This window comes from Marinimicrobium sp. ARAG 43.8 (assembly GCF_050113635.1).
In the GTDB taxonomy this organism is placed as follows: domain Bacteria; phylum Pseudomonadota; class Gammaproteobacteria; order Pseudomonadales; family Cellvibrionaceae; genus Marinimicrobium.
In genome coordinates this window covers 147,895-161,121 of record NZ_JBNJLT010000006.1, presented here as the reverse complement: position 1 = coordinate 161,121, position 13,227 = coordinate 147,895, and the positions used below count along the sequence as shown (strand labels likewise).

At 60.8% G+C, this 13,227-nt stretch carries 13 protein-coding genes and 1 riboswitch; of the genes, 12 read left to right on the top strand and 1 reads right to left on the bottom strand.

All coding sequences use genetic code 11. The annotated features are described in order from the left end of the window. The first annotated feature begins 166 nt into the window (after positions 1 to 166). From ACQCLF_RS12875 to ACQCLF_RS12820, 12 genes are all read left to right on the top strand, one after another. The gene (locus ACQCLF_RS12875) at positions 167 to 1,048 is read left to right on the top strand and encodes a 3-keto-disaccharide hydrolase (RefSeq protein ID WP_426987898.1); all 882 of its coding nucleotides are present in this window, start codon (positions 167 to 169) and stop codon (positions 1,046 to 1,048) included. A gap of 45 nt (positions 1,049 to 1,093) precedes the next feature. Then, a riboswitch (cobalamin riboswitch) is annotated at positions 1,094 to 1,250 on the top strand. A gap of 156 nt (positions 1,251 to 1,406) precedes the next feature. Continuing rightward, positions 1,407 to 3,263: a TonB-dependent receptor plug domain-containing protein gene (locus ACQCLF_RS12870; RefSeq protein ID WP_426987896.1), complete on the top strand. Its 1,857-nt coding sequence runs from the start codon at positions 1,407 to 1,409 to the stop codon at positions 3,261 to 3,263. A 19-nt stretch (positions 3,264 to 3,282) separates the two neighbouring features. Then, entirely contained in the window at positions 3,283 to 3,912 is a 630-nt protein-coding gene (gene cobO, locus ACQCLF_RS12865; protein ID WP_426987895.1) for a cob(I)yrinic acid a,c-diamide adenosyltransferase, read from the top strand. A 10-nt stretch (positions 3,913 to 3,922) separates the two neighbouring features. Further along, positions 3,923 to 5,434, top strand: a complete 1,512-nt coding sequence (locus ACQCLF_RS12860; protein WP_426987893.1) for a cobyric acid synthase — start codon at positions 3,923 to 3,925, stop codon at positions 5,432 to 5,434. Between the two features lie 4 nt (positions 5,435 to 5,438). Continuing rightward, positions 5,439 to 6,482, top strand: coding sequence for a FecCD family ABC transporter permease (locus ACQCLF_RS12855; protein WP_426988034.1), 1,044 nt, complete (start codon positions 5,439 to 5,441; stop codon positions 6,480 to 6,482). After that, on the top strand, positions 6,479 to 7,264 hold the full coding sequence (locus ACQCLF_RS12850) for a heme ABC transporter ATP-binding protein (protein WP_426987891.1): 786 nt from the start codon (positions 6,479 to 6,481) through the stop codon (positions 7,262 to 7,264). The genes ACQCLF_RS12855 and ACQCLF_RS12850 overlap by 4 nt, the downstream gene beginning before the upstream one ends. Positions 7,265 to 7,290: 26 nt before the next feature. Further along, entirely contained in the window at positions 7,291 to 7,845 is a 555-nt protein-coding gene (gene cobU, locus ACQCLF_RS12845) for a bifunctional adenosylcobinamide kinase/adenosylcobinamide-phosphate guanylyltransferase (protein WP_426987889.1), read from the top strand. After that, positions 7,842 to 8,888: a nicotinate-nucleotide--dimethylbenzimidazole phosphoribosyltransferase gene (gene cobT, locus ACQCLF_RS12840; protein ID WP_426987887.1), complete on the top strand. Its 1,047-nt coding sequence runs from the start codon at positions 7,842 to 7,844 to the stop codon at positions 8,886 to 8,888. Before cobU ends, cobT begins: the two co-directional genes overlap by 4 nt. Continuing rightward, positions 8,881 to 9,465: a histidine phosphatase family protein gene (locus ACQCLF_RS12835; RefSeq protein WP_426987885.1), complete on the top strand. Its 585-nt coding sequence runs from the start codon at positions 8,881 to 8,883 to the stop codon at positions 9,463 to 9,465. Before cobT ends, ACQCLF_RS12835 begins: the two co-directional genes overlap by 8 nt. Beyond that, positions 9,462 to 10,259 (top strand): adenosylcobinamide-GDP ribazoletransferase, encoded by a 798-nt coding sequence (locus tag ACQCLF_RS12830; protein ID WP_426987883.1) that lies wholly within the window; start codon positions 9,462 to 9,464, stop codon positions 10,257 to 10,259. Before ACQCLF_RS12835 ends, ACQCLF_RS12830 begins: the two co-directional genes overlap by 4 nt. Then, a complete protein-coding gene (locus tag ACQCLF_RS12825) occupies positions 10,256 to 11,233 on the top strand; it encodes a CobD/CbiB family cobalamin biosynthesis protein (RefSeq protein WP_426987881.1) in 978 nt (325 codons plus the stop codon). The genes ACQCLF_RS12830 and ACQCLF_RS12825 overlap by 4 nt, the downstream gene beginning before the upstream one ends. Continuing rightward, entirely contained in the window at positions 11,230 to 12,324 is a 1,095-nt protein-coding gene (locus tag ACQCLF_RS12820) for an aminotransferase class I/II-fold pyridoxal phosphate-dependent enzyme (protein WP_426987879.1), read from the top strand. The genes ACQCLF_RS12825 and ACQCLF_RS12820 overlap by 4 nt, the downstream gene beginning before the upstream one ends. Before the next feature lie 24 nt (positions 12,325 to 12,348). On the opposite strand, the gene ACQCLF_RS12815 is transcribed toward ACQCLF_RS12820, so the two are convergent. Beyond that, complete coding sequence (locus tag ACQCLF_RS12815) at positions 12,349 to 13,107, bottom strand: SDR family NAD(P)-dependent oxidoreductase (protein WP_426987877.1); 759 nt, start codon at positions 13,105 to 13,107, stop codon at positions 12,349 to 12,351. Positions 13,108 to 13,227 lie beyond the last annotated feature (120 nt).

Genomic DNA, 13,227 nt, shown 5'->3' with positions numbered 1-13,227 from the left:
GGGGCTCAACAGAGTGTAGAGCAAAATGCCGGTTTTCAGACCTTTGTGTGTCACTTGGGTTCGGTTTGCGATGCGCATCCGTGACGCCTTCCCATGGAATCGCGTAAGATAGGTCGTCCTAACTATAAGGGGTTCGCCCCGTCATTTTGACAAAAAGGAATCGGCAATGACTTGTTTGAGAACGGTATCGATTGCGACATTGGGCGCGCTGTGCTCGTTGAGTGTTCAGGCGGCGGACTGGCAACCGCTGCTGGATGAAGAGTTGAGCCAATGGGAAATCTATCTCGGTTACCCGAGCACGGACACCGAGGTGAGCGATCTCAAGCGCGATGAACAAGGTGAATACCTGGAACCGGTGGGCTACGGTCGCGATGAGTGGAATGTCTTCAGCGTCAGCACCGACAGCGGTGAGCCGGTGTTGCGGGTGAGCGGCGAAATCTATGGCGGTATCTTTACCCGCAAGGACTTCAGCAATTATCACCTGCGTCTGCAAATTAAGTGGGGCTCGCAAAAGTGGCAACCGCGTAAAGAGTTGCCATTGGACACCGGTATTTTGTACCACGGCCAGGGTGAGCATGGCGTGGACTACTGGCGAGCCTGGCCGCTGTCCCAGGAATTTCAAATCGTTGAGAAAGGCGTGGATGGCACCACGGGTGATTGGTGGAAAATCGCCCACTCGCAAATTGATATTCGCTGCGAAACCGTGAACGAAGATGAGCCTCCGGTCTACAGCCCGACAGCGCCACTGAAAACCTTCGGCGGGCATGGCAGCGATATTACCTGCCGGGCGTCAGAAGACCATGAGAAGCCCTCCGGTGAGTGGAACACTCTGGATCTGATCACCTACGGCGACAAGAGCCTACATATTGTGAATGGCGAAGTGGTTATGGCACTCAGCGGTTCTTCCTTTCCGGAAGACGGTGAGATCAAACCATTGACAGAAGGACAGATCGTGCTGCAAAGCGAAGCAGGTGAAGCCTTTTTCCGGCGTATTGACATCAAATCCATCGACGGCATTCCCGAACAGTACCAGCACTACTTCGAGTAGCCGGACGCACCCCGCGCGTTGACTTTGGCGCGCGGCTCCCCTACATTGCGCACCTCGTCACAGGGTGCCTGTTGCCCCCGGAGCTATTCGGGCGGCTGAGCAGGTTAAACGGGAAGTCTGGAAATCCAGCGCTGCCCCCGCAACGGTGATCAGGAGAACGCGCTCCTGTCAGCCCGATACCGGCCCTGCGTCGCGGTGATGTGCCTGCTTTAGGCGGGCGCACTTCACCAGAGATGGAGCGGAGGGCTACCATCCGGCAATTCTTCACGCGCTGTGGGGGTGTCCTGCGCCCCGGCCGAGTCGCGTTGCTACTCCTCCCTCCCCATGTTTGCCCACTTTATAACATAGGGGATCGACTGTGTTTAAGCCGTCTTTTCTATCGGTGGCGTTAATGGCCGCCAGTTCCGCCGTGCCCGCTGTGGCGCAAAGTCGTACCGCTGCCAGCAACGGCAGCGATGCTCAAACCGCGCTGGAAACCCTGGTGATTGTGTCTTCCAGGACGCCTACCCCGGTGCGTCAAGTGGGAAGCTCCGTGTCGATATTGGATAAGGAAGACCTGAAAGCACTGGGCACTCCCTCGCTGGTCGACGCCCTGCGCAGTCTGCCTTCTGTATCGGTCAGTAACTCCGGTGGTATGGGTAAAGCCACCTCATTGAGTATTCGTGGCGAAGAGGGGTATCGCACGCTCGTGCGTGTGGACGGGGTGGATGTTTCGGACCCCACCGGCACCCAGGCCACTGGTCAGGTGCAACACCTGCTCAACGCCCAGGTTGCCAGTGTGGAAGTGCTGCGCGGTCCGCAGGGCTTAATGTACGGCGCCGATGCCGGCGGCGTTATCAATATCACCACGGACCATGTGTCCCAGGGGGTTCAAGGTGGCGTCAACGCCGAGGCAGGGCGCTACAACAGCCAGCAGTATTCGGGTTATCTCGGTGGCGGCAACGAGACCGGTGATTTTTACCTGTCCGCCGCACGGGCGGAAACCGACGGTTTCAATACCCACATGGAAGATACGTCCGGTGAAAAGGACGGTTACGAGAATACCACGCTGCACGCTCGCGTCGGGTTGAATATTCGTGACAATTTGCATGCGGATCTCGTCGTGCGCGATGTCGACGCGCGCAATGAGTTTGATCGTTGTTTCTCCGGTGAGTACATTCACGATTGCGTGGGCTTTTTCGATCAGACCAATGTGCGCGGCAGCCTGACGCACCGCAACACGCGTGGCGAAAATACGCTGTCGTACTCCCGAACCGATGTCTCTCGTACCAATTATGCCGCTGGCGATGTGTCCTATGACACGGAAGGGGAAATTGCCAAGCTGGAATTCAACGGTCACACCCGATTGAGCGATGTTCACACGCTCGTTTACGGCCTGGAACACCGCGAAGATACAGTCGGTGTGTTGGAGCGCGATCAGGACGGCGTGTATCTGGAGTATCAGGGCGATTACGCGTCCCGCCTGTATGTCACCGCGGGTGTGCGCTACGATGACAACGAGGATTTTGGTGATAACACCAGCTATCGGGTGAGCGCGGCGTATTTATTCCCCGGTGTTGGCAATGGCACCTTGAAACTCAAATCCAGTGTGGGAACCGGCTTCCGGGCGCCGAGTCTGTATGAGATCGACTACAACCGCACCTCGGCCATGCCGGAGGTACTGTCACCAGTGAGCCCCGAAGAGAGTCGCGGTGTGGATGTCGGCATCGAGTACCTGGGTAATAATGGCCTGCACCTGGAAGCCGTTCTGTTCGACCAGACCATCGACGATGAAATTTATTTCGATCTGGTGAATTATGCTGGCTATATGCAGGGTGAGCAGAGCAGCGAGTCACAGGGTGTGGAGCTGATCGCGCAGTGGCCGCTGGCCGATACCTGGGCACTGACCACCAACTACACCTACGTGGACACTGAAGCCGATGACGGCAACCCGCGTTCGCGTCGGCCCAAACATCTGGCCAATATCGGTGTACGCTTTACGCCCACCGCCGACTGGTTGGCGAGTCTGGACTGGCGCGTAGCACGGGACCGTTACGACGGCCTCACCCGGCTGGAAAATTACCACGTACTGAATGCCAACGTGCGTTATCACTGGAGCGAGAGTGTCGTGGTGTATGTCCGCGGCGAAAACATCCTGGATGAGGATTACGTGGAAGTGCCCAACTACTACACCGCTGGCGCCGCCGGCTACGCCGGGGTGGAATTCACCTTCTGATCATACACGAGGTACACCGATGACTGACCAGGACCCGCACACCGAACACACTCGCAAGGATGACAAACACAAAGCGTCGATGCAAAAGCAGAAGGCGAAAGTGGACGCCCGCATTGCCGAGGCAAAAACCGAGCGCGGCATAGCCTTGCTCCTGACTGGCAACGGCAAGGGTAAATCCAGTTCCGCGTTTGGCATGGTGATGCGTGCGTTGGGTTATGGGCAGCGTGTCGGCGTCGTGCAGTTTATTAAAGGGGCGCAGTTGTCCGGTGAAGAGCTGTACCTGCGGGATCATTGCCCGCAGGTACATTTTTACCAGATGGGCACCGGTTTTACCTGGAATACCCAGGATCGCAGCGGCGATATATCCGCTGCGGAACAGACCTGGGCAGAAGCGGAAGCCTTGCTCAAGAATCCGGACGTCGCACTGGTGGTGCTGGATGAACTCACGTATATGATTGCCTATCAATACCTGGACGAACAGCGGATACTGCAGGCCATCCAGAATCGCCCGTCGGCGCAGAGCGTTGTGGTAACGGGGCGCGGTGGCGGTAGTGCCCTGCAAGACATTATGGATACTGTCTCCGACGTCAAAGACGTTAAACATGCCTTCCGTGCCGGTATCAAGGCCCGCCAGGGCGTGGATTACTGAGCGCGCCCGCATGGCTACCCTGATGGTTCAAGGCACTACCTCCGACGCCGGAAAAAGTACGGTAGTGGCGGGGTTGTGCCGGCTGCTGGCGAGGGACGGCCTATCGGTCGCGCCTTTCAAACCCCAGAACATGGCGCTCAACAGTGCCGTGACGGTGGATGGGGGTGAAATCGGTCGCTCCCAGGCCTTGCAGGCGCAGGCCTGTTTTCTTCCGCCGCATACGGATATGAATCCGGTTCTGCTCAAACCCAACAGCGATATCGGCGCCCAGGTGATTGTGCATGGGCGGGCCCTGTCCAACATGGATGCTGACCGGTATCACGCTTATAAGCGTGAAGCGATGGCCGCTGTGCAGCTGTCCCACCGACGCCTCGGCGAACGCTATCGCCTGATTGTGGCCGAAGGCGCGGGTAGCCCCGCTGAGATCAATTTGCGCGATAACGACATTGCCAATATGGGGTTTGCCGAAGCCGTGGACTGTCCGGTCATCCTGGTGGCGGATATCGACAAAGGCGGTGTGTTCGCACAGTTGGTGGGGACGCTGGCGCTGCTGTCGGATTCGGAGCGCCAGCGGGTGGAAGGGGTTGTCATTAATCGCTTCCGGGGTGACCTCGCACTGTTGCAGCCGGGGTTGGACTGGCTCGAGCAAAAAACCGGCAAGCCGGTGCTCGGCGTTTTGCCCTATTTGCACGGCCTGTATCTGGATGCCGAGGACGCCTTGACCCACAGTGCCCGAAAGCCCGGTGCCAAAATGCGGGTGGCCGTGCCGGTGTTTTCCCGCATCAGTAATCACACCGACGTTGACAGCTTGCGCCTCAACCCGGACGTTGAGTTGTGCTGGGTGTTGCCGGGCGAGCCTTTGCCCGCTTGTGACTGGGTGATTCTGCCCGGCACGAAAAATGTGCGCCGGGATTTGAACCTGCTTCGCGACAGTGGCTGGGACAATGATCTGAAACGCCACTTGCGCTACGGCGGCAAAGTGCTGGGGTTGTGCGGCGGTTATCAAATGCTGGGCCAGCGCATTGCCGATCCGGAGGGGGTGGAAGGCTTACCCGGGGAAAGTCGCGGGCTGGGGCTGCTCGATATCGATACATGCCTGAGAGCCGAAAAAGCGCTGCACAATGTCGAAGGGCGGCTGAGCCTGGACGGAGAAAGCGTTCCTTTTAAGGGTTATGAAATTCATTGCGGTGAAACCACCGGTACGGCGCTGGAGAAGCCGTTGCTGACTTTTTCCTCCGGCCATACCGACTCATCCGGTCGTGCCGACGGGGCTATCAGCGAAGATGGCCAGATAATCGGCACCTATGTGCACGGGATTCTCGACCAGCCGGAGGTGCAGGGGCTGTTGCTGGGTTGGGCCGGGTTGACGTCGTCCCCCGGGGTGTCCATTACAGAACAGCGCGAGGCCTCGCTCAATCGTTTGGCCGACACCCTGGCGACGCATATGGATGCTTGCTGGTTACAGCGATGGCGAGCGAAGGCCACGCCGATGAGTACCAACGAACTGGTGCGGGCTCCCTGACGTGGTGGTGCATACGGAGCAGCGCCTTCGCCGACGCCGGCAAGCGACCCTGGTATTACTGGGCCTGCTGGGCATCAGCACAGTGCTGGCGCTGGCCATGGGGTCGGTATCGCTGCCGCCCGCCACCGTGTGGAAGGCTCTGACGGGCGGTGAAGTACCACAGCACCTGGCGTTGATCATTCATTCCATTCGGATTCCCCGCGCACTGCTGGCGGCCAGCGTTGGTGCGATTCTCGCGGTGTGTGGTGCGATTTTGCAGGGGCTGTTTCGCAATCCCCTGGCCGACCCCTCCCTGATTGGAGTCACCGCCGGTGCCTCCGTCGGTGCCAGCTTGATGATTATGTTCGGCGCCGGGCTGGGCGCCGCGCTGGGCGGCGTGGCCGGTCTTTCACTGATTTCCCTGGGCGCTTTTAGTGGCGGTCTGCTGGCCGTCTGGCTGGTGTATCGCGTGGCCACCAGTGTCAACGGCACCTCCGTGGCAACAATGCTATTAATGGGCATTGCGGTCTCGGCCCTGGCCGCCAGTGCGACGGGGCTGCTGGACTATGTAGCCGATAATGAAATGCTCCGGCGAATGAGTCTGTGGCGCATGGGTGGCCTGGAGGGAGCGAATTTTCCCCGAGCCGGACTTGCGGCCGCGTTGCTGTTGCTGCTGCTGGTGGCGCTGCCCGCTTTTGGGCGTGCTTTGAATACGCTGTTGCTGGGTGAGTCTCAGGCGCGACATCTGGGTATCGATGTCGAGCGTCTTAAAACCCGTCTGATCCTCCTGGTCGCGGCCGGCGTTGGCCTGTCGGTGGCGGTGTCTGGCAGCATTGCTTTCGTGGGGCTGGTGGTGCCTCATATGGTTCGGCTTTGGGTGGGGCCGGATCATCGCGTTCTGCTGCCGTTGTGTGCGCTTGGCGGGGCGGTGCTTCTGCTGCTGGCGGACGTGTTGGCGCGCACTGTGATGGCCCCGGCGGAATTGCCAGTGGGGTTGATCACCGCTTTGCTGGGTGCCCCGTTTTTTATCTCTCTGTTGCGTCATCGGCGTCGTGAGGGGAGTGAATGAACCCGCTGCTGAACATCGACCATCTGTCCGTGCAGGTCAGCGGTCGCGAATTGCTTTCCGATGTGTCATTCGCGGTGCAGCCGGGCGAGGTGCTGTCCATTATCGGCCCCAACGGCGCCGGTAAAACCACCTTGCTGCGCACCATCAGTGGGGATCTGGAACCGGCCAGCGGCTCTCTGTTTTTTGGCGGCCAGCGGCTGTCACAGTGGTCGACAGCCGAGCGCGCCCTGTCCATGGCGGTGTTGACCCAGGCCAACCCGCTGTCTTTTCCCTTCACCGTGGCCGAGGTGGTGGCGCTGGGGCGCACGCCGCACAGTACCGGCGCAGCGGTGGATCATCAGGTGTGCCGGGCCGCCATGGCGGCGCTGGATGTCGCCCACCTGTCGGGCCGACTGTACCCGTCCCTTTCCGGCGGGGAAAAGCAGCGAGTGCAACTGGCTCGGGTGATGGCGCAAATCTGGCGAGACGACGGAAAAAGGGGGCGTTTATTGCTGCTCGACGAGCCGGTGACATCGCTCGATCTCGGTCATCAGAGGCAACTCATGCAGGCCGTGCGCACCTTTGCCGACAGCGGCGTGGCGGTCGTGATGGTGGTCCATGACATTACCTTGGCGGCGGCCTACAGCGATCACCTTCTGGCGTTGCAACAGGGGCAATGTGCGGCTTACGGTACGCCCGAAGCCGTGGTGACCGAGGCGTGCATAAGCCGCCTCTTCGACACGGGTGTGACGGTGCTGTCACACCCTCATACTGGCAAGCCCGTAGTATTGCCGGGGGATTAAATGGGTTCGGACAAAGGAAGCGGAGGATGAAACAACTGATTCTCGGCGGTGCCCGCAGCGGCAAAAGTCGTCTGGCGGAAGCCCGGGCTTTGGAATGGTCTGACGAGTGTCCTGACACGTGTTCTGAAATAGGTCGGGGCGAATTGATTTATGTCGCGACCGCCAAAGCGGGTGATGACGAAATGCGGCAGCGTATCCGCGCCCACCAGGCGGATCGCGATGCGCGTTGGCAACTGGTCGAAGCGCCCCTGAAACTGGCGGAAGTGCTCGATCGGTTGCGGGATCGTTCCGCCTGTGTGCTGGTGGATTGCTTGACGCTGTGGATCAGCAACGCTCTGCATGAAGCGTGCTGGCTACAAGAGCGGGATCAACTGTTGGAGGTGATGCACTCGTTGCAGGACGCGCCGCTCTCGGTGGTGCTGGTGAGTAACGAAGTGGGTTCGGGCGTCGTCCCGATGGGACAGCTGTCCCGCGAATTTGTGGATGCCAGCGGCTGGCTTCATCAGGCGCTGGTGCCGTTGTGTGACACCGTCACTCTGGTGGTGGCCGGTTTGCCGTTGACGCTCAAGGGGGAGTCGTGAGTCACTCGACAAACATCGATTGGTGGCAGGAGGGCGCTGCTCCCCTGAACGCGGAAGCGCTGGAAGCGGCTCGTACCCGCCAGCAGCAGCTGACCAAACCGCGAGGCTCGCTCGGTCAGTTGGAGCGGTTGGCCGAGTGCTTTGCCGCCTGGCAGGGCAAGAGTTGCCCCTCTATAGAAGACGTGGCTGTGCGCGTGTTTGCCGCCGATCATGGGGTGGCGGCACAGGGCGTGTCGGCTTACCCCCAAGCGGTGACTGCGCAGATGGTGGCCAATTTTTGCCAGGGCGGTGCCGCCATCAGTGTGCTGGCCCGCCATTGCGAGGCGGATTTCAAGGTGGTGAATCTGGGGTGTGTCGCTCCGGTGAGTGCCGATCCGCGGTTGATCGACAGCCCACTGGGGCCGGGCACGGCAGACTTTACCGTTGAAGCGGCGATGACTGATCATCAGCTGCGCAGCGCTTTGGACGCTGGCCGGGACGCGGTGGGCCAGTGTGACCTCTGGATTGGTGGGGAAATGGGCATTGGCAATACCACCTCGGCTTCCGCCATACAGGCGGCGCTGTTGAGCCAGTCGCCCGAGCAGGTCGTCGGCCCCGGCACTGGGGTAGATGCGCCGACTCTCCGACACAAGCAAACGGTGGTGGCACAGAGCCTGGAGCGACATGCCGACCATCTCAGTGATCCGATGCAGACGCTGCGCTGCCTGGGCGGTTTTGAAATTGCGGCACTGACCGGCGCCTACATTCGCTGCGCTCAGCGTGGGGTTCCGGCACTGGTTGATGGCTATATCACCACTGTGGCGGCGCTGCTGGCGGTGCGGTTGCTGCCCGCGACGAAGGACTGGTTGCTGTTCGCCCATGCTTCGGGCGAGCCGGGCCACCAAGCGTTGCTGGCGGCGCTTGATGCCCGACCCCTGCTGGCGTTGGATATGCGTCTGGGGGAAGGTAGCGGCGCGGCGCTGGCGGTACCGCTGATTCGCAGTGCGTTGGCCATGCACCGGGAAATGGCCACGTTTGAATCTGCCGGGGTAAGTGATGGTTGACACACGGTTGGATCTTTTACGCCATGGGCAGTGTGAAGGCGGCGAAATGTTTCGCGGTTCCAGCGATGTGTTATTGACGCCGGAAGGGCGAGCGGCCATGGAGGCGCAAATTCAGGCGCGGCGCGATGACAGGTGGGACGGTGTGGTCAGCTCGCCGCTGAAACGCTGTTATCACTTCGCAGAAGCGACGGCGGCCAGGCTGTCCCTGCCTTTGATCGTAGAGCCGGATCTGCGCGAGATGCACTTCGGCGATTGGGAGAGGCGCCGGTACGATGAACTCTGGGAGACCCATTCGCAGCTGTTGAAAGACTGGGGCGATGATCCCGAGCGCTATACGCCACCGGGGGGTGAACCACTGGCGGTTTTTGCCGATCGGGTGATGACCGCGCTGGATCGTCTGGCCAGCCAGCACAACGGGCAACGCCTGCTACTGATTACCCATGGGGGCGTCATCCGGTTGTTGCTGACTCGCGCCCATCAACAGCCGCGCGGCTTACTGCGTGGTCACCACGTGCCTTATGCGCACTATGTCTCCCTGCGCTGGAAAGACGGGCACTTGTCAGAGGGCAATCCGTGAACCTGCTTGAGCATTGGCGGGCGCTGCTGGGGGCGTTGGCACTGATGTCCCGGTTACCTTTTGTGCCGCGCTTTCAATGGAGTGCGGCAGCACAGCATTTGTCCCCGGTCTATTACCCACTGGTGGGGGCATTGCTGGGCGGTGTGTTGTGGGCCGTATCCTGGTTAATGGCGGCTTGGCCGGTCGGACTGACCGCGTTTGTCATCGTGGTGCTATGGGTGGCTCTGACCGGGGCGCTGCACCTGGACGGGTTGGCCGACAGCGTCGATGGCTATGCCGCCGGTCATCGCTGCACCGATGCGGCGGAGCGAAGCGACCGTATATTGCGTGTGATGCACGACCCGGCCAGCGGTCCGATGGCGGTAGTTGCCCTGGTGTCGGTGCTGCTGGGTAAATGGCTGGCACTGGAGGCACTACTGACCCGGCCCTTGACGGCCGAGGTGGCATTTTGGTGCCTGCTGCTGGCATTGCCTCGCGTCATGCTGTTGCCAGTGTTGATGTCGTCCCGGTATGCGCGGCCAATGGGGTTGGCGTCCGGGCTGAGTGGTGGTCGTTCGTCCCTGGCGTACTGGGCGGCGCTGGGAGTGACCCTTTCAGCGCCATTGATGGTCTTTCCCGCCGTTCCGGCGGTGGGGCTGCTGGTGATGCTGGGCCTGGTGACCTGGGCGTGGCGAGCGTTTTGGCAACGGCAGATCGGGGGGTATACCGGCGACACGCTGGGCGCCCTGGTGGAATGTCTGGAAGTGCTCCTGCTGTGGTATTGGTTGCTGGTGTTGATGGGATGGCCGTCATGAGTCTGATCGTGCTGCCGGCGCTGTGGCTGGGCTATGTACTAGACGGTTGGCTGGGTGAGCCCCGTCGCTGGCACCCTCTGGTCGGTTTTGGCCGGTACGCGGCTGAGCTGGAGGCCGGATTGAATCGCAGGCGGCGCGGGCAAGGCGTGGTCGCCCTGTTACTGGCCGTGGCTCCGTTTGTGGGGGTGGCGGCGGGGCTGCAATGGCTGTTGTTATCCGTTGCCCAGTCAGGTTCAGGGATGTTTGGATCGGGAGTGTACGGATTGCTCTGTGCGCTGGGGTTGTATTGGGCGCTCGGTCACAAAAGTCTGCTGGATCATCTGCAGGACATCCAACAGGCGTTCCATCATGAAGATTTAATGGCCGCACGCGATGCCGTTGGCCGTATTGTCAGTCGTGACTGTACTGACGCCGACTGGCCAGAATTGCGCCGGGCTGCGCTGGAATCGGCGCTGGAAAATACCAGTGACGCGATTGTGGCGCCGCTGTTTTGGTTGACGCTGTTGGGGCTGCCGGGCGTGGTGCTCTATCGGCTGGTGAATACACTGGATGCCATGTGGGGGTATCGCAATGCTCGCTTTAGTGCGTTTGGCTGGGCGGCGGCCCGCACCGATGATCTGCTCAATGTTCTGCCGGCGCGATTGACCGCACTCGGCTTCGTGCTGGCCGCGCCCGGCACTGCGGCTCGTCGAGCGGCGTGGCATTGCTGGCAAACCCAGGCGGCTCAATGCGATAGCCCCAATGCTGGCCCCGTGATGTGTGCGGGCGCGGGGGCACTGGAATGCCATTTAGGAGGACCTGCCCTCTACCACGGTCACCGTCGGGAAAAGCCCTGGTTTGGCACCAGCAGAGAACCGCAGGACGGTGATCTTCAGCGTGTGTTGGGTTTGATCCGGCGCACGGTGCTGGGCGTCCTGGGGGTACTTTCGTTCTATATTCTGGCGCTCTGTCTTCTGTGTGGCGCCGTCGCATGAGGCACGGCGGCAATCTCGATAGCGCGCGCTCGTTGTATGGGGAGGGCGACTGGCAGGACCTGTCCACGGGCATCAGCCCCTGGAGCTGGCCGGTGCCGCCAGTCCCCAACGACGTCTGGCAGCGTTTGCCGGAGCCGGGCACAGCGCTGTGCGAGGTAGCGGCCAGTTACTACCGGATTTCGGGGGAACAGGTGTTGCCATTGCCTGGCAGCCAGTTCGGAATTGCCCGGCTGCCCACGCATGTGGCGCGCGGTCGCGTGGCGCTCCCTTGCCCCGGTTACCGAGAGCACGAACGCGCCTGGGTGGCCGCCGGACATCAGCCCGTGTTTTACCGTCACCTTGACGAACTGGATGAGTATGTGGCGCAACGCCGGATCGACCATCTGGTACTGATCAACCCCAATAACCCCACGGGCGAAAGGTTGGCCTGTGAGCGCGTGGAACGCTATTTGTCGGGGCTCAACGAACGCTCGGTCGTTCTCGTGGACGAGGCGTTTATCGACTTGACGCCTGAACGAAGTGTCGCGCCGCTGTTGGATGAACATTCTCAAGTAGGCGAGCGGGCAAGGCTGTGGGTACTGCGGTCGTTGGGAAAATTTTTTGGGCTGGCGGGGGTTCGTCTGGGGTTTTTACTGGGCCGTCCTGGCATAGGGGAACGGCGGGGAGCACCGACGTTGTTCGAGGCTCTGCGCAACGAGGTATGCCCCTGGGGTGTGTCCCACCCCGCGCAATGGATTGGGTGCCAGGCGCTGCGGGACAGGTCTTGGCAAGAAGTCCAGCGAGAGCGGTTACTTCGGGCGTCCGCAGCACTGGAAGAAATGTGGCAGGCGTTGCCGTTACTGAACGAAAAGGGCCGGGTAAAAAAGAATTTGGAGGGGAGAGCGACATTGGCCAATGGCGGCCTGTTTGTCACCTTGCGTGGCGAGGCATCGACACTGGAGGCCGTGCATCACCAGTTGGCACAGCAACGCCTGTGGTTGCGACTCGGTGACAGCGCCAGCCACCCGGGGGAAGGATGGCTGCGCTGCGGTTTACCTGAGGATGGCGGAGAACGGCTACGCCGTGCCTTGGGTGCCGTGAGCGTGCGGTGAATTCGCCCGCAGCACCAGAGTGGTTTACAAGAACATGCCGCCGGAGACTTCAAGGCGCTGGGCCGTCATCCAGTGATTGTCGTCAGAGAGCAACGTAGCAATGGCTCCGCCGATATCGTCGGGCAGCCCGACCCGGCCGAGGGCCGTCTGCGAGGCAATGAAGTGGTTAATCTCCTCATTGTCCCGCACCACGCCGCCGCCGAAGTCAGTTTCAATGGCGCCGGGTGCCAGTGTGTTGACGGCAATACCGCGCGGCCCCAGCTCCTTGGCCAGGTAGCGGGTGAGGACCTCCACTGCCCCCTTCATCGCGGCGTAAGCGGAGTAGCCGGGCAGGGCAAAGCGGGTCAGCCCAGAGGACAGGTTGACAATGCGCCCGCCGTCCGCCAACAGGTTCAGCAGCGCCTGGGTCAGGAAGAAAGTGCCTTTCAGGTGAATATTCATCAACTGGTCAAACTGGGCCTCCGTGGTTTCGGCAAAAGGCGCGGTGATGCCGATACCGGCGTTGTTGATGAGAAAGTCAAAGGTATCGCGCTGCCAGTGCTGCTTGAGCACGTGTTGCACTTGCGTGGCAAAGTCCGCAAAGGTACTGGCGTCGCCAATATCCAGTTGCAGGGACTGAGCCTGAACGCCACTGGCTTGAAGTTCGGCGACCACGGCCTCGGCCTCTTCGTGGCGGCTGTGATAGGTGAGGATGACATCGACGTTGTGGCGGGCCAGATGCTCAGCGGTGTTTTTTCCGAGGCCGCGGCTGCCTCCGGTGATCAATGCAATTTTGCGATTCATGGAGCGTCTCCGTGAGTGAAGGGAAGAAGGGGCAATGGCTTGATGACCATGGAGGTAGTGTAGGTGTGCCAATTGGTTCGATAAACCGGGAAAAAATGATTAAACTGTTCTTCTATTTCG

What these genes read in the sequence shown, in the direction of transcription:
- ACQCLF_RS12875 (WP_426987898.1), top strand. Translation starts at nt 167, where the DNA reads ATGACTTGTTTGAGAACGGTATCGATTGCGACATTGGGCGCGCTGTGC.
- cobO (WP_426987895.1), top strand. Translation starts at nt 3,283, where the DNA reads ATGACTGACCAGGACCCGCACACCGAACACACTCGCAAGGATGACAAA.
- ACQCLF_RS12860 (WP_426987893.1), top strand. Translation starts at nt 3,923, where the DNA reads ATGGCTACCCTGATGGTTCAAGGCACTACCTCCGACGCCGGAAAAAGT.
- ACQCLF_RS12850 (WP_426987891.1), top strand. Translation starts at nt 6,479, where the DNA reads ATGAACCCGCTGCTGAACATCGACCATCTGTCCGTGCAGGTCAGCGGT.
- cobU (WP_426987889.1), top strand. Translation starts at nt 7,291, where the DNA reads ATGAAACAACTGATTCTCGGCGGTGCCCGCAGCGGCAAAAGTCGTCTG.
- ACQCLF_RS12835 (WP_426987885.1), top strand. Translation starts at nt 8,881, where the DNA reads ATGGTTGACACACGGTTGGATCTTTTACGCCATGGGCAGTGTGAAGGC.
- ACQCLF_RS12825 (WP_426987881.1), top strand. Translation starts at nt 10,256, where the DNA reads ATGAGTCTGATCGTGCTGCCGGCGCTGTGGCTGGGCTATGTACTAGAC.
- ACQCLF_RS12820 (WP_426987879.1), top strand. Translation starts at nt 11,230, where the DNA reads ATGAGGCACGGCGGCAATCTCGATAGCGCGCGCTCGTTGTATGGGGAG.
- ACQCLF_RS12815 (WP_426987877.1), bottom strand. Translation starts at nt 13,107, where the DNA reads ATGAATCGCAAAATTGCATTGATCACCGGAGGCAGCCGCGGCCTCGGA.